19 protein-coding genes are annotated in these 17,656 nt (G+C 67.1%); 10 read left to right on the forward strand and 9 right to left on the reverse strand.

Annotated features, from left to right (window positions below; all coding sequences use genetic code 11):
• Window positions 1–97 precede the first annotated feature (97 nt).
• Together SLG_RS00115 and SLG_RS00120 are read right to left on the reverse strand one after the other, a co-directional pair.
• Window positions 98–1,813 carry a flotillin family protein gene (locus SLG_RS00115; RefSeq protein WP_014074350.1) on the reverse strand — a complete coding sequence of 572 codons (1,716 nt, stop codon included), beginning with the start codon at window positions 1,811–1,813 and terminating at the stop codon, window positions 98–100.
• A gap of 19 nt (window positions 1,814–1,832) precedes the next feature.
• Entirely contained in the window at window positions 1,833–2,453 is a 621-nt protein-coding gene (locus SLG_RS00120; protein WP_014074351.1) for an OB-fold-containig protein, read from the reverse strand.
• Window positions 2,454–2,756: 303 nt separating this feature from the next.
• Here SLG_RS00120 and SLG_RS00125 point away from each other — a divergent pair, with 303 nt between their 5' ends.
• Window positions 2,757–4,091 (forward strand): YceI family protein, encoded by a 1,335-nt coding sequence (locus SLG_RS00125; protein ID WP_014074353.1) that lies wholly within the window; start codon window positions 2,757–2,759, stop codon window positions 4,089–4,091.
• Window positions 4,092–4,223: 132 nt separating this feature from the next.
• Here the strand turns inward: SLG_RS00125 and ruvB are convergent, their stop codons facing one another.
• Genes ruvB through ruvA form a run of 3 tightly spaced genes read right to left on the reverse strand, consistent with a single transcriptional unit; the run spans window position 4,224 to window position 6,534 of the window.
• The gene (ruvB, locus tag SLG_RS00130; RefSeq protein ID WP_014074354.1) at window positions 4,224–5,252 is read right to left on the reverse strand and encodes a Holliday junction branch migration DNA helicase RuvB; all 1,029 of its coding nucleotides are present in this window, start codon (window positions 5,250–5,252) and stop codon (window positions 4,224–4,226) included.
• A gap of 59 nt (window positions 5,253–5,311) precedes the next feature.
• Complete coding sequence (locus SLG_RS00135) at window positions 5,312–5,860, reverse strand: DsrE family protein (RefSeq protein WP_014074355.1); 549 nt, start codon at window positions 5,858–5,860, stop codon at window positions 5,312–5,314.
• Window positions 5,861–5,916: 56 nt separating this feature from the next.
• Window positions 5,917–6,534, reverse strand: a complete 618-nt coding sequence (gene ruvA, locus SLG_RS00140; RefSeq protein ID WP_014074356.1) for a Holliday junction branch migration protein RuvA — start codon at window positions 6,532–6,534, stop codon at window positions 5,917–5,919.
• A 480-nt stretch (window positions 6,535–7,014) separates the two neighbouring features.
• On the opposite strand from ruvA, the gene rpmH reads away from it, so the two are divergent.
• From rpmH to SLG_RS00170, 6 genes are read left to right on the forward strand one after another with little or no spacing between them, the layout of a single operon-like run.
• A complete protein-coding gene (gene rpmH / locus SLG_RS00150) occupies window positions 7,015–7,149 on the forward strand; it encodes a 50S ribosomal protein L34 (RefSeq protein ID WP_014074358.1) in 135 nt (44 codons plus the stop codon).
• Window positions 7,150–7,193: 44 nt separating this feature from the next.
• On the forward strand, window positions 7,194–7,559 hold the full coding sequence (gene rnpA / locus SLG_RS00155) for a ribonuclease P protein component (RefSeq protein WP_014074359.1): 366 nt from the start codon (window positions 7,194–7,196) through the stop codon (window positions 7,557–7,559).
• Window positions 7,556–7,768 carry a membrane protein insertion efficiency factor YidD gene (gene yidD, locus SLG_RS20720; RefSeq protein WP_014074360.1) on the forward strand — a complete coding sequence of 71 codons (213 nt, stop codon included), beginning with the start codon at window positions 7,556–7,558 and terminating at the stop codon, window positions 7,766–7,768. The genes rnpA and yidD overlap by 4 nt, the downstream gene beginning before the upstream one ends.
• 44 nt (window positions 7,769–7,812) lie before the next feature.
• Window positions 7,813–9,537: a membrane protein insertase YidC gene (gene yidC, locus SLG_RS00160; protein WP_014074361.1), complete on the forward strand. Its 1,725-nt coding sequence runs from the start codon at window positions 7,813–7,815 to the stop codon at window positions 9,535–9,537.
• 60 nt (window positions 9,538–9,597) lie between these two features.
• Window positions 9,598–10,239, forward strand: coding sequence for a ribosome biogenesis GTP-binding protein YihA/YsxC (gene yihA / locus SLG_RS00165; protein WP_014074362.1), 642 nt, complete (start codon window positions 9,598–9,600; stop codon window positions 10,237–10,239).
• 12 nt (window positions 10,240–10,251) lie between these two features.
• Window positions 10,252–10,944: a glutathione S-transferase family protein gene (locus SLG_RS00170; RefSeq protein ID WP_014074363.1), complete on the forward strand. Its 693-nt coding sequence runs from the start codon at window positions 10,252–10,254 to the stop codon at window positions 10,942–10,944.
• A 24-nt stretch (window positions 10,945–10,968) separates the two neighbouring features.
• Here the strand turns inward: SLG_RS00170 and SLG_RS00175 are convergent, their stop codons facing one another.
• Window positions 10,969–11,433, reverse strand: coding sequence for a cupin domain-containing protein (locus SLG_RS00175; protein ID WP_014074364.1), 465 nt, complete (start codon window positions 11,431–11,433; stop codon window positions 10,969–10,971).
• Window positions 11,434–11,564: 131 nt separating this feature from the next.
• Between SLG_RS00175 and dapE the strand changes: the two genes are divergently transcribed.
• Window positions 11,565–12,713 carry a succinyl-diaminopimelate desuccinylase gene (gene dapE, locus SLG_RS00180; RefSeq protein WP_014074365.1) on the forward strand — a complete coding sequence of 383 codons (1,149 nt, stop codon included), beginning with the start codon at window positions 11,565–11,567 and terminating at the stop codon, window positions 12,711–12,713.
• Here the strand turns inward: dapE and SLG_RS00185 are convergent.
• From SLG_RS00185 to SLG_RS00195, 3 genes are read right to left on the reverse strand one after another with little or no spacing between them, the layout of a single operon-like run.
• Window positions 12,691–13,245: a Smr/MutS family protein gene (locus SLG_RS00185; RefSeq protein ID WP_014074366.1), complete on the reverse strand. Its 555-nt coding sequence runs from the start codon at window positions 13,243–13,245 to the stop codon at window positions 12,691–12,693. The two genes, dapE and SLG_RS00185, sit on opposite strands and share 23 nt — an antisense overlap.
• Window positions 13,220–14,515: a murein transglycosylase A gene (mltA, locus tag SLG_RS00190; RefSeq protein WP_051003820.1), complete on the reverse strand. Its 1,296-nt coding sequence runs from the start codon at window positions 14,513–14,515 to the stop codon at window positions 13,220–13,222. The genes SLG_RS00185 and mltA overlap by 26 nt, the downstream gene beginning before the upstream one ends.
• Window positions 14,516–14,539: 24 nt before the next feature.
• On the reverse strand, window positions 14,540–15,193 hold the full coding sequence (locus SLG_RS00195) for a Tim44/TimA family putative adaptor protein (protein ID WP_041391654.1): 654 nt from the start codon (window positions 15,191–15,193) through the stop codon (window positions 14,540–14,542).
• 347 nt (window positions 15,194–15,540) lie between these two features.
• Here SLG_RS00195 and secB point away from each other — a divergent pair, with 347 nt between their 5' ends.
• Entirely contained in the window at window positions 15,541–16,026 is a 486-nt protein-coding gene (gene secB, locus SLG_RS00200) for a protein-export chaperone SecB (protein WP_014074370.1), read from the forward strand.
• 35 nt (window positions 16,027–16,061) lie between these two features.
• On the forward strand, window positions 16,062–17,645 hold the full coding sequence (gene murJ / locus SLG_RS00205; RefSeq protein WP_014074371.1) for a murein biosynthesis integral membrane protein MurJ: 1,584 nt from the start codon (window positions 16,062–16,064) through the stop codon (window positions 17,643–17,645).
• Window positions 17,646–17,656: the final 11 nt, after the last annotated feature.

Here is a 17,656-nt window from a genome sequence, read left to right on the forward strand (position 1 = left end):
TGCCAGAGCCACGGCGGCCCAAAGTTCAATCGTCTGTCGCGCACGGAAGGGCTGACAGTCCCGAATTATTCCGCAGCTTCCTGACTCTTGGATGGCCTTATCCCGACTTGGGCCGTTCCGCGGCTCCTTCCGCACGCCCGACTGCACCCGCGCCGCCTTCTGCTGCCTGGGTGGCACCTTCGCCAATCGCGGGCTGAGCCATCAAGCCCGCCAGTGAGGAGCCGTCCAGGCCCAACTCTTTCATGAGCCCATCGAGGATCGGTGCTTGTGCCCGGTAGGATAGGGCGGCCGCCACGGCATCGTTTGCAAGGTTCCCACCGGACTTCGAACTGCTGCCACTTCCACTCTCGGCATTCCCGCCGCGCTGTGTGAGGCCATCGACTTGGACGATCTTGATGGAATCGATCGCTTCCAATGGCTTAGCGCTTTCGCGGACCAGTTCCGGGAGGACCTTGAGAAGGGCCAGCTTCATCTGGAGGCTGATCTGTTCAAGCGACAGAATGTTCGCTGCCTCGTTTACCGCCCGCTGGCCCGCTGCCTCGACTTCGAAGCGGACGCGGTCTGCCTCGGCGGTGAGCTTGGCGGCGTCGGCTTGACCTTCTGCTTCGCGTCGTATGGCCTCGGCACGGTTGGTGGCCGCATCCTTTTCTGCTTCCGCATCAACCTTGATGCGAATTGCGTCACGTTCAGCCTGCTTGGCTGCTTCGATCAGTTCGATTCGCTTGCCACGCTCAGCCACCTCGGTTTCGCGACTGGTCGTGACCGCCTCTTCAGCAGCAACCGCCTTGGCCCGTGCTTCATCGGCGAGCGCTTTTGCCTGGCTCTCCTCGCGGCTCTTGTTCTGGACCGCGATCTGTTGTTCCTGGCGGGCAATTTCCAGCGCCTGCTTCTGCAGGATCCTTGCCTCTTCCACGGTTCGATCGGCTTCGATCTGTCGGGAGTCGACCTCTCGCTTGGCGTTGATCCGCGCGCTTTCGGACTCCTGATTTCGCACTGCCTGTTCCCGGGCGATTTCAGCGGCTTGCGCGGCCCGCCGCACCTCGACCTCGCGCTCCTGCTCCAGCCGGGCATATTCCTGGTCGCGGGCAATCTCGAACGAGCGCTTGTCGGCCTCAAGATTCTTGGTTTCGATCTGTACCCGGGTGTCCTGCTCGATGTCATTGCGCAGTTTCTTACGCGCTTCGATCTGCTCGGTCAGCTTGGTAAGGCCTTCAGCGTCGAAGGCATTGTTCGCATTGAAATGTTCGATGCTTGTCTGGTCGAGGCCGGTCAATGATACCGATTCAAGCTCGAGGCCGTTCATGGCCAGATCGTTGGAAGAGACCTGCTGCACCTTCTGCACGAATTCCGCGCGCTGCTCGTGCAGCTCGTTCATCGTCATGCCGGCCGCGACCGACCGAAGCGCATCCACGAATTTTCCTTCCACCAGGTCCTTGAGCGCTTCAGGATTCATTGTCCGCTGGCCCAGCGTTTGAGCAGCCATAGCGATCGACCCTGCATCCGGCCGCACGCGGACATAGAATTCGGCCTTCACGTCAATGCGCAGTCGATCGAGAGTGATGAGCGCATCAGAGTTCTTGCGCTCGACGGCCAGGCGCACGGTGTTCATGTTGACCGGCATGGTCTCGTGGAGAACCGGGAGCACGAGCGCGCCCCCGTTCAATACAACCTTCTCGCCGCCAAAGCCCGTCCGTACGAAACCGACTTCCTTAGTGGCGCGCCGGTAAAGCCGCGCGATCGTGAAAGCCACGATCAACACAAACAGCAGAACTGTGCCTGCCAGAATCGCGATGTCAGTAAACGTGCCGAACACTGCCTTCCCCCGGATGATTCTAATCCATTGGTGTTAGCTGCCAGTCCTGCAGTGGCACACCATAAAATGTTTCCCTTTCCCGCCGGACAAGCAGCACCATCTCACCGTCGCGAATCTCGCCGGCCGCATCGTGCGGTTCCACCATGACATGATGCGGGTGGCCGAAGCGGTCCTTGACGATGGCGCGGGCGGGCGAGCCGGCTGACGCTCTGCCGAGCGTGATCGTCGCCCGACGGCCGACGAGACTTTCCAGCTCGACGGCTGTCGTTTCATCGCGGGGTAATATGCGTGACAGCGGACGCGACAACATGGCCGTCGCTGGGAGAGACACCACGCACGCCGCTGCTGCCGCTATCCAGCGATTAAGCGGACCGCCCAGCAGGTCGATCGCGATGGACTGAATTCCGATACCAGAGCCGGCGAACAGGAGAAGCAGGCTGGCCAGCCAGATCATGAAGGGAACGTGCCGAACGCCGGCGACACTCAGCAATCCGTCGAGCGGCCCACTGGTGTCGGCATCCGCGCTGGCCTCCGGGTCAAGTTCGATGCCGCTCAGTCCCAGGGCTTGCAGGAGGGCAAGCAGCGCCATGAGCAGCAGGGCCGCAGCAAATGGTATGTTGTGTTCAGCTAGCAGGCTCACGCTACGTCCCGTCGGCCGGGACCGACGCCTTCCCCCAATGGCTCCGGAGCATAAGACAATATAGAGACGGCTTGATCCAGCGAAATAGTTCGAGCGGTTTCGTCATTCGCATCTATGAGGCTTTACTGCCTTTTCCCGTACAATTCTCCGTCGGGCTCGGCGCGGATTTGTCGGTCCAGTCAAACGAACGCTGGGCGTGTGGCCCCTGCCTCTTGCCCGCCGATCCGGCTTGCCAATCCGCCGCGTGGCTGGCACCTCCGGGGTGTCGGCGGCACCGGCCGTGGCATATGGGAGAGTTCGGCCATGCATGTTTCCATGTCCCCCGCCCGCTATGCGCGTTCCGCCATTGCGCTGCACTGGCTGCTGGCCGCGCTGCTGCTGTTCCAGCTCTCGCTCGGCTGGCGGCTGGAGGATTTGGCGGGCCTGCCGCAGTTCGCCGCCTATCAGCTTCACAAAAGCGTCGGCATCGCGATCCTGCTGCTGACGCTGGCCCGCCTCGGCATCCGGCTGGCGGTGCGGCGTCCGGCGCCGGTGCCGGCCAGCCCGGCCGTCGCATTCCTTGCCCATACCGTCCATGTGCTCTTGTATGGGGTGATGATCGCCGGGCCAATCACGGGCTGGATCATCGTCTCGACGGCGCCGGTCAAGGTGCCGACATTGTTCCTCGGCATCCTGCCATGGCCGCACCTGCCGCTCGGCAGCGGCTGGAATGAGCCGGCCGAGACAGCGCATGGGTTGATCGCCTGGCTGTTCGTGGGGCTGTTCCTGCTCCATGTCGCCGGGGCGCTGCGCCACCATTTCATGGGGGATGACCTGATCGCGCGGATGATGCCGCGCGCGCTCTCCACGCGTCCGGCGCTCAGCGTGGCGACCCTCGCCGTGCTGATCGGGGCGGGGCTGGCCTTCGTCGCGGCGCAGCGCCTCTCCTTCGCGCCTGCGCCGGGAGAGAGCGCAGCCGCCGGGGCCCCTTCCGCGCAGGCGAACGGCGCGGAGGCTGCCGACCAGCCGGGCGAGGCACCGGCGGCGCTCGCCAACGCGGCGCAGGCCATGGCGACGGGATCGAACGCGGCGCGCGCGCAGGATGCGCCGGCGGCCGCCGAGCCGGCGCCCGAGGCCACGCCCGCGGCGGAGCAGGCGCGTCCCGCCGTGCCATGGCAGGTCCAGCCGGGCGGCCGTCTCGGTTTCCGGGCGGATTATGCAGGTTCGGCCATCGACGGCAGCTTCTCGCGCTGGGATGCCGATATCGTCTTCTCGCCCGAGGACCTTCCCGGGTCGCGCATCCGCGTGACGATCGATCTCGCCTCGGTGGATACGGCGGATGCCCAGCGGGACGATACGCTCCGCAGCGACGGGTTTTTCGACGTTGCGGCCCATCCGCGCGCGACGTTCCGCTCGACCGGCATCAGCTCTCGCGGGGGCAAGGCCTATCGCGCGGCGGGCGTGCTGTCGCTGCATGGGCGGGAGCGGCCGGTCAATCTGGACTTCACGCTGGACATTGATGGCAAGGATGCCACCGCCGCCGGCACCGCCAGCCTCAGCCGCACCGCCTTTGGCGTCGGCTCCGGCCAGTGGGCGGATACCGGCGAAATCAAGGACGGCGTGAGCGTGGACTTCCGTTTCAAAGCGAAACGGAAATAAGAGCCCTGGGCCCTTTTCGCGAGGCCTGTTTTATATGTCCTGATGTGTCCGGAAACGCACCTGCCTGCCCGTTTCCGAACGGCGGAAAATCGCGGATCGGGCGTGAATTTGACGTGCGGCTGTACCGTCCGCTCAGAGCAGGCCGGGCAGCGCGTCCTGACCGCCTTCCGGCGGTGTCAGTCCCAGATGTTTCCAGCCGGGCGCATTGAGGATGCGGCCGCGCGCGGTGCGGGCGATGAAGCCGAGCTGGAGCAGATAGGGCTCGATCACGTCCTCGATCGTGTCGCGCGGCTCGGACAGGCCCGCCGCCAGCGTTTCCACCCCCACCGGCCCGCCTTTGTAGATGTCCGCGATCATGTGCAGATAGCGCCGGTCCATGAGGTCGAGGCCGAGCCGGTCCACGTCGAGCCGGGAAAGCGCATGGTCCGCCGCACGGGCGTCCACCGTCTCGTGGCCGGCGTCATGCGCAAAGTCCCGCACGCGCCGCAGCAGCCGGCCGGCGATGCGCGGCGTGCCGCGCGAGCGGCGGGCGATCTCGGTGGCGCCGTCCGGCGCGATGGGCAGGGCCAGCAGCCGCGCCGCCCGGCTGATGACCAGCTCCAGCTCCTCGACCGTGTAGAAGCTTAGGCGTACCGGAATGCCGAAGCGATCGCGCAGCGGCGTGGTGAGCAGCCCTTGCCGCGTCGTCGCGCCGACCAGCGTGAAGCGGGGCAGGTCGATCCGCACCGAGCGCGCGGAGGGCCCTTCGCCGATCATGATGTCCAGCGCGCGGTCTTCCATCGCCGGATAGAGGATTTCCTCCACGGCCGGACTGAGCCGGTGGATCTCGTCGACGAAGAGGACGTCGCCCTCGTCCAGATTGGTGAGCAGCGCCGCGAGATCGCCCGCCTTGGCGATGACCGGCCCGGATGTGGCGCGAAAGCCCACGCCCAGCTCGCGCGCGACGATCTGGGCGAGCGTGGTCTTGCCGAGCCCCGGGGGGCCGAAGAACAGCACATGGTCCAGCGCCTCGCCCCGCGCTTTCGCGGCGGCAATGAACACGCGCAGATTCTCGCGGGCGCCCTTCTGGCCGACGAACTCGTCGAGTGTCTTGGGGCGCAGCGCGGCATCGGCATCCTCGGCGATGCGCGTGCCCGTCGTGAGGCGATCGGATGCAGTCATGCCCTGCCCTTGCGCTCCGCTCCGCTGCCTGTCGAGCCCCGCATCATCATCCTGGCCGTTCAGAACGGGTTGATCGCATAGCCCTGCTGCTGGAGCAGGACATGCGCCGACATGGCGGAAAGCGCGAGCTTCACACCCGGCAGCAGGTCGTCCTTGGCGATGCCGAGGCTCGCGGCGCTCTGGCCGCAGAGATAGATGTCCACGCCCTTCTCCAGAAGCTGCGCCACAGCGCTTGCCGATCCATTGGCGCCCCCCTCCTTGTGCGCGCGATAGGCCGCGTCCCGCACCACGTCCCAGCTCGCCGGTCCGTGGACGACCACGGCGACCTTGATGCGGTCAGGCGCCACGCCGGCCGCGACATGCATGTTGATGAAGCGCGCGGCGCTGTTGATTGTCTTGTTCACCTCTCCCGCCGGCGCGGCGTCCTTCGCGTCGAAGGCGATCCTGAGTTGCGCATCCGGCGGGATCACGAGGTCGCTGTCCACCGGCGCGGTCTGGCCGAAGTCGGTGAAGACCGGGCCGGGGCGGAAGGCTGGTCCCTGGGCGGCGGCAGGCATAGCGGCGGGCAGCAGCGCCACGCCGGCGAACAGAAGAACCGGTAACCGCATGACAATTCGTCTCCCTCGATATGGAACAGCGCGTGCGCGGAAACGGCGCCTCGTCCTCATTTCGCGGCCTTGCGCAGCGCGAGTCGCACTAGCCTGTCGAGGCTGACGTCTTCCCCCAGCTCCGCCAGTGCCGCGCTCACCGCAAGGCTTGCCTCGCCCGGCCGGAAGCCGAGGGATGCGAGCGCGGCCATGGCGTCGGCTTCCACGCCGCTCCCGGCCGCCGGCGCGATCCCGCCCTGCCCCCCGCCGATGGGCAGCGGACCGCTCGCGATCGTGCCCGTCCGGTCCTTGAGTTCGCGCACGATGCGCTCGGCAAGCTTGGGGCCCACGCCATTGGCGCGTGCCACCATCGCCTTGTCCTGCGCGGCGACGGCGCGATGCAGCTCATTGGGGTCGAGCACCGAGAGGATGGCCAGCGCGACTCGCGCGCCGACACCCTGCACGCTGGTGAGCAGCCGGAACCAGTCCCGCTCCGCTTCGCTGGCAAAGCCCACCAGCCGGATGAACTCTTCGCCGACCAGCATCTCGGTATGGATCATGACATGCTCGCCCGCCCGGCCGAGGGCGGCGAGGCTGCGCGTGGACATGCCGACCAGATAGCCCACGCCGCCGACGTCGACGACGGCATTATCCGCCCCGGTGGAGACGAGCAGGCCCTTGAGATGCGCGATCATGGCGCGGGTCTAGCGATGTTCCCGCTTCGTTTCCACCCATTCCGTGCATGACCCGGCAGAGCCTCTCCGCTTCCCCGCGCCGGGCAAATGGCATAGAATGAGGGCATGAGAGGGATGCTTCGCACACTGCTGCTGTGCGGCCTCCTCGCGACCGTCGGATCGGCGACGTTGGAGCCCGCCTGTGCACAGGAAAGATGCTGCAAGATCTGCCGCGCCGGCAAGGCGTGCGGCGACAGCTGCATCGCGAAGGACAGGGTCTGCAAGAAGGTCGGGGGCTGCGCATGCGACGGCTGATGCGGCGGGGACGTCGGTGGCCGATCTCGTTGCCGGGGCCTCATGATGTCCGTGCCGCGAGATTGACAAATCCGCCTGCTTTGCCTATCGGCGCGCCTTCGGACAGGCGGCCGCTCATCCCTAACCGGAGCGAGGCGGCCATTTTTGTCGATTCTGCAGAACCGATTCGATGTTGAGGAATGAACGATGAAGCGCACCTTTCAGCCGAGCAATCTGGTTCGGAAGCGCCGCCACGGCTTCCGTCTCCGCATGGCGACGGCGGCGGGCCGCAAACTGCTGAACGCGCGCCGCGCCCGCGGCCGCAAGAAGCTGACCGCCTGATTTCTTCGCGCGGCGGGGACGCGCCTCGGCGCGTCCTTGGGCGCATGACCCGCCGCGCTGATTTTCTGGCTGCCAATCGCGGCCTGCGCGCGCCCATGCCCGGCTTCGTCCTGCTGGTCCGTGATCGCCATGACGGCGATTCGATGCCGCGTCTCGGCATCACCGTGACCAAGAAGATCGGCGGCGCCGTCGTGCGCAATCGCATGAAGCGGCGGTTCCGGATGCTGGCGGCCGAGCTGCTGCCGACCGAGGGATTCGAGGGGGCCGATCATGTGTTGATCGGTCGCCAGGGTGGCATCGAGCGGGATTATCAGGCCCTGCGTGGCGAGCTTTCGCGCGCCTTGCGCAAGATCGGCGGCCGGCGTGGCAAGCCCTCGCCCGAGGTCAGCCAGCCCGACCCGCAGCGATGATCGCACGGGCGCTCATCCTCGTGGCGCGGGCCTGGCAAATCGGGCCTAGCCGCTTCATGCCGCCCACCTGCCGCTATTCGCCGAGCTGCTCGCAATATGCCATCGAGGCCCTCGCGAAACATGGCGCGATAAGGGGTGGCTGGCTGGCGGCGAAGCGGCTATTGCGCTGCCACCCATGGGGCGGATGCGGCCATGATCCAGTGCCTTAGCTGCTCATGACTGGCCGGAACGGAACAGGACGCAAGAGAGACTCGTGAACGATAAGCGCAACATCATCCTCGCCGTGGTGCTGACGATCGCCATCCTGTTCGGCTGGCCCGTGATTTCCGGCTATTTCTTCCCCCAGCTCAATCAGCCCGCGCCGCGCCCTGCGGCAAGCGCGCCGGCCGATCCCGCCTCGGACGCCGCTCCGGTTCCGGGTGCGCCCGGCGCGCCGGGTGCCGCGCAGGCCATGCGCTCGCTGCCGCAGGCGCTGCGTGACGCACCGCGCGTCGCGATCGAGACGCCCAAGCTGCGCGGTTCCATCAATCTGCGCGGCGCGCGCATCGACGATATCGTCCTGCCCACGCACAAGCAGACCATCGAGAAGGATTCGCCGCCGGTTCGCCTGTTCAGCCCCAGCGGCACGAAGGACGCCTATTTCGCGAGCTTCAGCTGGAGCGGCGAGGGCATGAAGCTGCCCGGCGCGGACACTGTCTGGACGCCGGACCGGCAGACGCTGACGCCGCAGTCCCCGGTCACGCTGCGCTGGGACAATGGCAGCGGCCAGCGCTTCCTCATCCGCCTCTCGGTCGACAATGACTATATGATCACCGCTGCCCAGACGGTCGAGAATGCCGGCACCGGCGCGGTCGTGGCGCGGCCTTATGGTCTGCTCTCCCGCCTAGGCCATTCGCGCGATCCCTCGACCTGGACGATCCACACTGGCCCGGTCGGCGTGTTCAATGGCTCCGCCAATTACGATGTCGACTTCGCGACGCTCGACAAGGAAGGCGACCAGCGCTTCGCCACCCGGGGGGGCTGGCTGGGCTTCACGGATCTCTACTGGCATGCCGCGCTCATTCCGGCGCAGACTCTCCCGGTCGAGGCGCAGTTCCGTTCGGGCGCGGACCAGCGCTATCAGGCCGACATGACCTATGGCCCCGTCGCGCTGGCGCCCGGCAAGACCGTCACCACCACCAGCCGGCTCTTTGTGGGCGCCAAGGAAACCCCGGTCCTCGAACGCTATGCCGATCAGGAAGGCGTGCAGCTTTTCGACCGCGCGATCGACTGGGGCTGGTTCCGCTGGTTCGAGAAGCCGATCTTCTACCTGCTGGACTGGCTGTTCCGGATGATCGGCAATTTCGGCGTGGCGATCATCTGCCTCACCTTCATCGTGCGCGGCCTCATGTTCCCCATCGCGCAGCGCCAGTTCGCCTCCATGGCGGCCATGCGCGCGATCCAGCCCAAGATGAAGGCGATCCAGGAGCGCTACAAGGACGACAAGGTCAAGCAGCAGCAGGAGATCATGGAGCTGTATCGCTCCGAGAAGGTCAATCCGCTTGCCGGCTGCCTGCCCATCTTCCTGCAGATCCCGATCTTCTTCGCGCTCTACAAGGTGCTGATGCTGGCGGTGGAGATGCGTCACCAGCCCTTCTATCTGTGGATCAAGGATCTTTCCGCGCCTGATCCGCTTCACATCCTCAACCTGTTCGGCCTGCTTCCCTTCACGCCGCCCAGCTTCCTCGGCATCGGCCTGCTCGCGGTCATCCTGGGCATCACCATGTGGCTGCAGTTCAAGCTCAATCCGGCACCGATGGATGAGATGCAGAAGCAGATCTTCTCGATCATGCCCTGGGTGATGATGTTCATCATGGCGCCGTTCGCCGCGGGCCTGCTCATCTACTGGTGCACGTCCAACATCCTCACCATCGCGCAGCAATGGTGGCTGTATCGCCAGCATCCGGTGCTGGGCCAGCCGGCGGCGGAAGCGAAGTAGCGCGGCGGCCGGCGCCAGCGCCGGGCGCGCTGGCGATCCTGAATGAACGGAGACTTGGTGATGGATGAGGCCGACCAGACAGATCGCATCGAGGAGGCCCGGCGCATCTTCGCGGGGCCGATCGCGTTCCTCAAGTCGGCCCCCAGCCTCAAGTTCCTGCCGGACGCGGACGTGCCGGAAGTGGCCTTTGCCGGCCGCTCCAATGTCGGCAAGTCCTCGCTCATCAATGCGCTGACGGGCCGCAATGCTCTGGCCCGCACATCCAATACGCCCGGCCGCACGCAGGAGCTGAACTTCTTCGACGTCGGCAGTCCGCTGCGCTTCCGGCTCGTGGACATGCCGGGCTATGGCTATGCCAAGGCGCCCAAGGATGTCGTCAAGCAATGGCGCTTCCTGGTGAATGATTATCTGCGCGGCCGCCCAGTGCTCAAGCGCACGCATGTGCTCATCGACAGTCGCCATGGCCTCAAGGATGTGGACGAGACGCTGCTCGACATGCTGGACGAGGCGGCGGTGAGCTATCGCGTCGTGCTGACCAAGGCCGACAAGGTGAAGGCAAGCGATCTTGCCGCCGTCATCGAGCGCACCGCCGCGGCCATGCGCAAGCGCCCGGCCGCGCATCCGCAGATCATCGCCACGTCGAGCGAAAAGGGCATGGGCATGGCGGAACTGCGCGCGGCCGTGATCGGCGCGCTGGACTGAGGAGAGCGCCCGATGCTCCGGCTCATCATCGGCAACAAGGTCTATTCAAGCTGGTCGCTGCGCGGATGGCTGGCGGCGAAACTATCCGGCCTGCCCTTCGAGGAAGTGGTCGTGCCGCTCTTCGATGCGGACTGGCCCGCCCGCAAGGCCCTGCCGGACCTCGCGCCCTCGCGCGGCAAGGTGCCGATCCTGTGGGACGGGGACAGCCCGGTCTGGGAAAGTCTCGCCATCATCGAGCATCTCGATGCGCTGACCGGCGGCACGCGCTTCTGGCCGGAAGAGAAGGCCGCGCGGGCCCTCGCGCGGTCCATCTCGGCGGAAATGCATGCTGGCTTCATGGCGCTGCGGCAGGCCTGCCCGATGAACCTGCGTCATGTCTTCCCGCCGCGCGAGACCAGCCCCGATGTGGCTGCCGATGTCGAGCGGATCGTCGCGCTCTGGCAGGATGCGCGCGAACGGTTCGGCCATGGCGGCGATTTCCTGTTCGGGGGCTTCGGCGCGGCGGACATCATGTTCGCGCCCGTGGTCACGCGCTTCGTGACCTGGTCGATCCCCGTTCCTGGTCCGGCCCGCGCCTATATGGACGCCGTGCTGGACCACCCCTTCATGCGCGACTGGCGCGCCGGGGCCGATGCCGAGACATGGATCATCGCGCGGCTGGAGCCGGCTGAGGATGATTCAGGCGCCGCCGCTCCGCGGGGCTGAGACGCAGCCGCCTTTCGTGGCGGTTCAGGGCAGCGGCCGCGTCGGATAGGGCGTGCCGTCCCGGCGCTTGTAGCCATCGGCGGTGAAGATCATGTCGATGTCCGAATAGCCGCCCCCCGCATCGCGATCGCCGGCGCTGAAGCACAGGAAGGTGCAGCGTTCCGTGCTGCGATTGACGAGATGATGGCCATTGGCGACACCCGCTGCCCAGGCCACGCAATCGCCGGGCCCCAGCACTGTCTCGCCCTCGTCCTCGATCAGCACGGCTTCGCCATCGAGCATCACGAGGAACTCGTCTTCTCCTTCGTGCCAGTGCCGCTGCGAGGACCATGCGCCGGGCTCCAGGACGACATGGCTGACGCCCAGCGCGGTGAGACCGGCATGGCGGCCGAGCCGCCGGTGCCAGCGGCCCTGCACGGCCGCGTCGAACGGCGCGGGATAGCCGGTGCTGTTGGCCTGCGGCACGGTGTCGATGTCGATGCGGGGCATGGTGCGTCCTTCAAGCGTTTTGCGCATCCTGCCAGCGCCGGGGACGCCGGACAAGCGGCCACGATTCCCCGCTCCCCTCTTCTCCCGGCCCTCTCTTCCCATGCGAACCGGCTTTGGCTAACGCGGGGGCAATGACACCCGCTCTCACCGATCCCGTCGCGCTGGCCGAAAAGCTGATCGCCTGCCCCTCCGTCACACCCGCCACCGGCGCGGTGTTCGACTGCCTCGAGGCGATGCTGCGGCCGCTGGGCTTCACGGTCGAGCGCTTCGTCGATGGCGACGAGGCGGAAGGCGGGCCGGTCGAGAATCTGCTGGCCGTACGCCGATCGGGTGACGGGCCGCATTTCGCTTTCGCCGGTCATCTCGACGTGGTGCCGCCCGGCGAGGGCTGGACAAGCGATGCCTTCCTGCCCGAGCGGCGGGGCGACCTGCTCCACGGGCGCGGCGCGGTGGACATGAAAGGGGCCATCGCCGCTTTCGTCGCCGCCGTGGCGCGCACGCCGAACGCTGGCGGCACGATCAGCCTGCTCATCACCGGCGACGAGGAAGGCGAGGCGGTCCACGGCACCCGCGCGCTCATGCGCCACATGGCCGCGCGGGCCGTGGTGCCGGACCTCTGTCTCGTCGGGGAGCCGACCAGCGTCGGGCGGCTGGGCGACACGATCAAGATCGGGCGGCGCGGATCGGTCAACATGTGGATCACCGTGCCCGGCGTGCAGGGCCATGTCGCTTATCCGCATCTGGCCGACAATCCGATCCCGCGCCTCATCCGCATCCTGTCGGCGATCGAGGCGATCGAGCTGGACGAGGGAACGGACTGGTTCCAGCCCAGCAACATCGAGATTACCGATCTGCATGTCGGCAATCCGGCCACGAATGTCATTCCCGCCCGGGCGGCCGCGCGCCTCTCCATCCGCTTCAATGATCTGCATCGCGGCGAGGCACTGGTGTCGCGGATCGCGGCGCTGGTGGAGGCAGAGGGCGGCACATTGCAGGCGAAGATCAGCGGCGAGGCGTTCCTGACCCCGCCCGGTCCGCTTTCCACGCTGGTGAGCGACGCCATCACGGCCGAAACCGGCCTTGTCCCGGAGCTGTCCACCAGCGGCGGCACGTCCGACGCCCGCTTTCTCTCCGCGCTGTGCCCGGTCGTCGAGTTCGGCCTCCTCAACGCGACGATGCACAAGCTGGACGAAGCGGTGGCCCTGCCGGACCTTGAAGGCCTCACCCGCATCTACATGCGCGTGCTCGCTGCCGCGCTCAGCCCGGCCGCCGCAGGATGACGTAAAGCGCGCCGTCCCCGCCATGGCGGGGATGAGCCGCGCGGACGCTGGCGATGCGGTGCGCATGGGGACTGCGCGCCAGCCAGTCCCCGATTTCCGCCCGGATGGCGCCCCGGCGCCGCGTCTCGCCCGGTTCCGGTGCCGGGCGCGGCTTTCCCGTCACCACCAGCAGGACGCGCCAGCCCTGTGCCACCGCATCGCCCAATGCCCGGTCGAGGCGGACATGGGCCGCCGCCAGATTGTGCCCGTGCAGATCGATGCTGTGATCAGGCACGAGCCTTCCCGATCGGATGCGCCGCTCCCAGCTCGTGTCGAGCACGGGAACCGGCGCGGGGCGCGGCGGCGCCTTGGGCGGCTTTGCTGGTGTCGCCGGCGGCAAGACGGCGGCCTTCGCAGCCGGGCCTTCGACGGGAACGGGCGGCGTGGCTGCGGCATCATTCGCCCGGGCCGGGCTCCGGCGCAGCGGCGTCACCGTGCGGGCGAGCTTCTGCCAGAGCGCCTGTTCCTCAGGGGAGAGGCGGCGGCGTGACATCTTGCTGGCTGCGCAGGCGCTGGTAAGTGCCAATGGGCAACAGCAGCAGCGCGCTGCCCCGTGCCGACATGCCGCCCGCGACGGCGCGCGCCCGCTCACCCGCGCCCCAGAAGGTGTCGAAGCGGTTGGCGCCCTTGATCGCGCCGCCGGTATCCTGAGCGATCCACAGGCCGCTGGCTTCCGCCCGGTCCAGCGAGAGCAGCACCGGCGCACCGAGCGGCACGAAGGTCGGGTCAGCCGCAACGCTCGCTTCCGGCGTCACCGGCAGGCCGAGCGCGCCGAGCGGCCCCGGCCCGGTCAGCTCGCGGAAGAAGATGTAGCTCTTGTTCTCGTTCATGATCGCGCGCCCCTCGACGGGGTTGGCGCGCAGCCAGGCCATGATGTCCTGCATCGAGCCGGCCTGGATGAGCCCGCGATCCTTCATCAGCTTGCCGATGCCGGTATAGTCGCGGCCATTCTGCCCGTCATAGCCGACCCGCATCACGCCGCCGTCGGGCAGGCGCAGGCGGCCGCTGCCCTGTATCTCCAGGAAGAACAGTTCGATCGGATCGTTGGCATAGGCGATTTCGAGGCCGCGTCCCGCCAGTGCGCCGCTGGTGATCGCTGCCCGGTCGTCATAGGGGACGAAGTTGGTGCCATCGACCTTGCCCCGGATGCGCCGGCCTTTCAGAGTGTCGCTGAACAGGCCCAGATCCACATCGATGAGGTCCTGGGGCCGCCGGTAGAGCGGCGTCTCGCAACCCGCCATGCGCTGGCGGCAGCCGGTGATCTCGGGCTCGTAATAGCCGGTGGCGAAGGCCTTGCCGTCGCCGATCTGCACGGCTTCGAAATAGCGGCGGAAGAATTCGCGGGCATTGGCCTCGCTGAAGCTGGCGGCGGCCGCGCAGGCCTGCTGCCAGTCGGAGGCGGATGTCAGGCCGCTCTGGTCCCGCCGTCTGGTGAGCGAGGGGCAGGAAATGCGAAACGCGCGGAAGGCGAGGCGCAAGCGCTCCGTATCGGGCGGCAGCAGCGTCTCGATGTCCGGCGCCAGGGTCATCCCGGCAGCGACCGCCGGACCGACCGCGGTCTCGCCCGGGGTGGGCAAAGGCGTCGGCGCGGGAGGGAGCGTGGGGCGTGGCTGGGCAGGCTGGGGCCGGACGCCCGGTTCAGGCGTGGCGCCCGGCGTCCCGGGCGGGATCATCCGTCCGCAGGCGGCGAGCGCAAGGCAGGCGGCCAAGAGCGCGAGCCACCGGCCAGGCCGGGCCGGGCGGGATTGAACGGAAGCAGGCATGAGGCAGCGCCGCATCCCTGGCCGTCAACCTTCGTCCGTCTCCGTCAATTGCCAGTTGGGGTCGCGGCTGCGCAGATCGCGGCTGAAGGTCCAGGTCTCGATCGTGGAGACGGCATCGTCCAGCGAGCCGGCGACGACCGCGCCGTTGCTGTCGCGCGTCACGGCAGACAGATCGGCCTCGAAATGAACCGCAACATGGGCCATGCCATCGTCCACGCGCGCGTCGACGATATTGGCCGTATCGATGCGCACCAGCTTGTTGTCGAGCGTCAGGCCGGCCGATTCGCGCTCGGTGATCGCGGTGTCGAAGGCGGCATAGACGTCGGCATCGCACAAGCTCTTGAGCGTCTCGCGATCGCCTTTCCAGAACGCCTCGAGGATCATGCCATAGGCCGCGCGCGCGCCGGAGAGGAACTGCGCAACATCGAAGCTGCGATCGGCGGCGATCAGGGCGCGCAGCCCCGCCTGTGCCGGTACGGCGACGGCGCTTTCGGCAGCGCGCTGGGCGGGCGTGCGCCCGTCCTGCTGCTCGCCGGCGGGCATGCGGGCGCCTGCCGGCCGATCATCCGCAGGCGCGGGGATCTGTTGCTGTTCATGGCCAGTCCGCCGCCCAAGCACGGAAAACAGCCGCAAGGCCAGCAGCGCAAAGATCATGGCCAGGACGACAATGACGGTCACGAGAACGAAACCCTTCCAAACAATCCGGAACCCACCAGACATAGGCGTCTTTGCGGCAAATTCAAACCTGCAACGTCCCGGGTGGCGTTCAGGTTACCCAGAGGCGGCAAAAAAAGCATCAACAATCTGGACTCGGCTCCGGGCCCGGCTGGCCGGGCGGCAGTGTCATGCGGGGACGCGGCCGGCGCGTGCGGGAGATTGCCCTGCCCCGGCCCGCCTGCTAAGCGGCCCGCCGACTGGGACGGCCGGGCGAGGACAAAGCCGGAACGCCACCCCCGCGACTTTTCAGCTATGGGTAGCGGCATGGTGGCCGGTGGCCCGGCAACAGCCTGAAGGACAGGAACGACATGACCGACGAAACCACTGCAAACGGCGCGGACAATCAGCCGCAGATCGGCCTCATCGCACAATATGTGAAGGATCTTTCCTTCGAGAATCCGAATTCGCCGGCAGTTTATCAGTGGCAGGAGCAGCCGCAGATCGACGTGAATTTCAACATCAGCAACAACAAGGTTGCCGATGACGTGTTCGAGGTCGCGCTGAAGGTTTCGGCCACCGCCGCGGGCGAAGCCGGCACGGCCTTTGCCGTTGAGCTGGTCTTTGCCGGCCTGTTCGGCATGCGCAACGTGCCGGAGGAGCAGATGCGCCCCTTCCTCTATGCCGAGGCGCCGCGCCTGCTTTTCCCCTTCGCGCGCCGCATCCTGGCCGATGCCGTGCAGGATGGCGGTTTCCCGCCGCTGCTGCTCGATCCCATCGATTTCGGGGCGCTTTACATGCAGCAGCAGGCGCAGATGGCTGCGGGCGGCGAAGGCATGCCGATCGGCAACGCCTGACCACCTGCTGCTGAAGCGACGGGCGCCATGACCCGATGAGCCTGCTCCGCGCGACGGGAACCATCGGCGCCCTGACGCTCGTCAGCCGCGTGCTCGGCATGGTGCGCGACATGCTGATGGCGCGCTATGTCGGCGCGGGCTTTGCGTCCGATGCCTTTCTGATCGCCTGGCGCCTGCCCAACCTGTTCCGCGCCCTTTTCGCCGAGGGCGCCTTTTCCGCCGCCTTCGTGCCGATGTTCAATCGCATCATCGCGCAGGAAGGCGGGGAAGAGAGCGAGGCCGGGCGCCGGGCGGCGATCGCCTTTGCGGGGCAAGTGCTTTCCGTCCTGTTTCCCATGCTGGTCGTGCTCACCATCATCATGATGCTGGCGGCCGGCCCGGTTGTATGGGCGATGACCGGCGGATTTCCCGACGGCGGGCCGGAGAAGTTCGCGCTGGCCCGGCATCTCACCATCATCACATTTCCTTATCTGGGCCTCGTATCGCTCGCTTCGCTGCTCGGCGGGATCCTCAACAGCTTTGATCGCTTCTGGGTGAACGCGGCCGCCCCCGCGCTGCTCAACATCTGCATGATCGTGGCGATCCTGTTCTTTCGTGGCGATACGGAAGTCGAGACGGCCATGACCCAGGCCATTGCGGTCACCGTCTCCGGAGCACTGCAACTGCTCTGGCTGGTCTGGTCGTGCCGCAGGATCGGCGTCGTGTTGCGGCTCACTTTGCCGCGCCTGTCGCCGCGCGTGAAGGCGCTGCTCGCCATCATCGGTCCCGCCGCCATCGGCCAGGGCGCCATCCAGTTCAATCTGCTCGTCTCTACCTCGCTCGCCGCGCGTTTCCTGCCGCAGGGCTCGGTGAGCTGGATCTATTATGCGGACCGGCTGAACCAGCTTCCGCTGGGCCTTATCGGCATCGGCGTCGGCACGGCCATTCTCCCGATGCTCTCGCGCCAGATCGGCTCGGGCGACGGCAAGGCTGCGAACGATACGCAGAACCGCGCGCTGGAGCTGGCGCTGTTCCTGGCCCTGCCCGCTGCCGTCGCTTTGCTCGTCTCTGCCGTGCCGCTCATTCGCGGCGTGTTCCAGCATGGCGCGTTCACGGCGGAGGATACGCTCGGATGCGCTGCGGTGCTCGCCGCCTTTGCGCCCGGTGTGCCGGCCTATGTGCTCATCAAGGTGCTCACCCCGGGTTTCTATGCGCGGGGCAACACCCGCACGCCGGTGCGCATCGCCTTCATGGCCATGCTCGTGAATCTCGTCGGCAATCTTGCGCTCATCTGGCCGCTGGGCGCCACCGGCATCGCGCTGTCGACGGCGGTCTCCGCCTGGGTGAACGTTGCCCTCCTCTATGCGGCACTGCGGCGCGAGGACCATCTGACTCTCGATGCGCGTTTCCGGGCCAAGGCCCTGCGCATTCTCGCCGCAGGGCTGCTGATGGGCGGAACCCTGCTGGCCGGCAATCGCGTGCTCGATGCGTCCATGGCCGGACCCTTCTGGGAGCGGATCGCCGCGCTGGCGCTGCTTTGCGGCGGGGGGGCGATCGTCTACGGGCTGGCGTCCATCGGCCTTGGCGCCTATCGCATTGCCGAACTCAAGGCGCAGTTGCGCCGCTCACCGAGACTTTAAGACCAATAGCA

Origin of the sequence: Sphingobium sp. SYK-6, from assembly GCF_000283515.1 — a bacterium.
Lineage (GTDB): Bacteria > Pseudomonadota > Alphaproteobacteria > Sphingomonadales > Sphingomonadaceae > Sphingobium > Sphingobium lignivorans.

Bases quoted from the DNA above. Each gene is read 5' to 3' on its own strand.
- yihA (WP_014074362.1), top strand. From the start codon at position 9,598: ATGGATGAGGCCGACCAGACAGATCGCATCGAGGAGGCCCGGCGCATC.
- secB (WP_014074370.1), top strand. From the start codon at position 15,541: ATGACCGACGAAACCACTGCAAACGGCGCGGACAATCAGCCGCAGATC.
- ruvB (WP_014074354.1), bottom strand. From the start codon at position 5,252: ATGACTGCATCCGATCGCCTCACGACGGGCACGCGCATCGCCGAGGAT.
- SLG_RS00135 (WP_014074355.1), bottom strand. From the start codon at position 5,860: ATGCGGTTACCGGTTCTTCTGTTCGCCGGCGTGGCGCTGCTGCCCGCC.
- mltA (WP_051003820.1), bottom strand. From the start codon at position 14,515: ATGCCTGCTTCCGTTCAATCCCGCCCGGCCCGGCCTGGCCGGTGGCTC.
- SLG_RS00185 (WP_014074366.1), bottom strand. From the start codon at position 13,245: ATGTCACGCCGCCGCCTCTCCCCTGAGGAACAGGCGCTCTGGCAGAAG.
- rnpA (WP_014074359.1), top strand. From the start codon at position 7,194: ATGACCCGCCGCGCTGATTTTCTGGCTGCCAATCGCGGCCTGCGCGCG.
- dapE (WP_014074365.1), top strand. From the start codon at position 11,565: ATGACACCCGCTCTCACCGATCCCGTCGCGCTGGCCGAAAAGCTGATC.
- murJ (WP_014074371.1), top strand. From the start codon at position 16,062: ATGAGCCTGCTCCGCGCGACGGGAACCATCGGCGCCCTGACGCTCGTC.
- yidD (WP_014074360.1), top strand. From the start codon at position 7,556: ATGATCGCACGGGCGCTCATCCTCGTGGCGCGGGCCTGGCAAATCGGG.
- SLG_RS00125 (WP_014074353.1), top strand. From the start codon at position 2,757: ATGCATGTTTCCATGTCCCCCGCCCGCTATGCGCGTTCCGCCATTGCG.
- SLG_RS00175 (WP_014074364.1), bottom strand. From the start codon at position 11,433: ATGCCCCGCATCGACATCGACACCGTGCCGCAGGCCAACAGCACCGGC.
- SLG_RS00170 (WP_014074363.1), top strand. From the start codon at position 10,252: ATGCTCCGGCTCATCATCGGCAACAAGGTCTATTCAAGCTGGTCGCTG.
- ruvA (WP_014074356.1), bottom strand. From the start codon at position 6,534: ATGATCGCGCATCTCAAGGGCCTGCTCGTCTCCACCGGGGCGGATAAT.
- rpmH (WP_014074358.1), top strand. From the start codon at position 7,015: ATGAAGCGCACCTTTCAGCCGAGCAATCTGGTTCGGAAGCGCCGCCAC.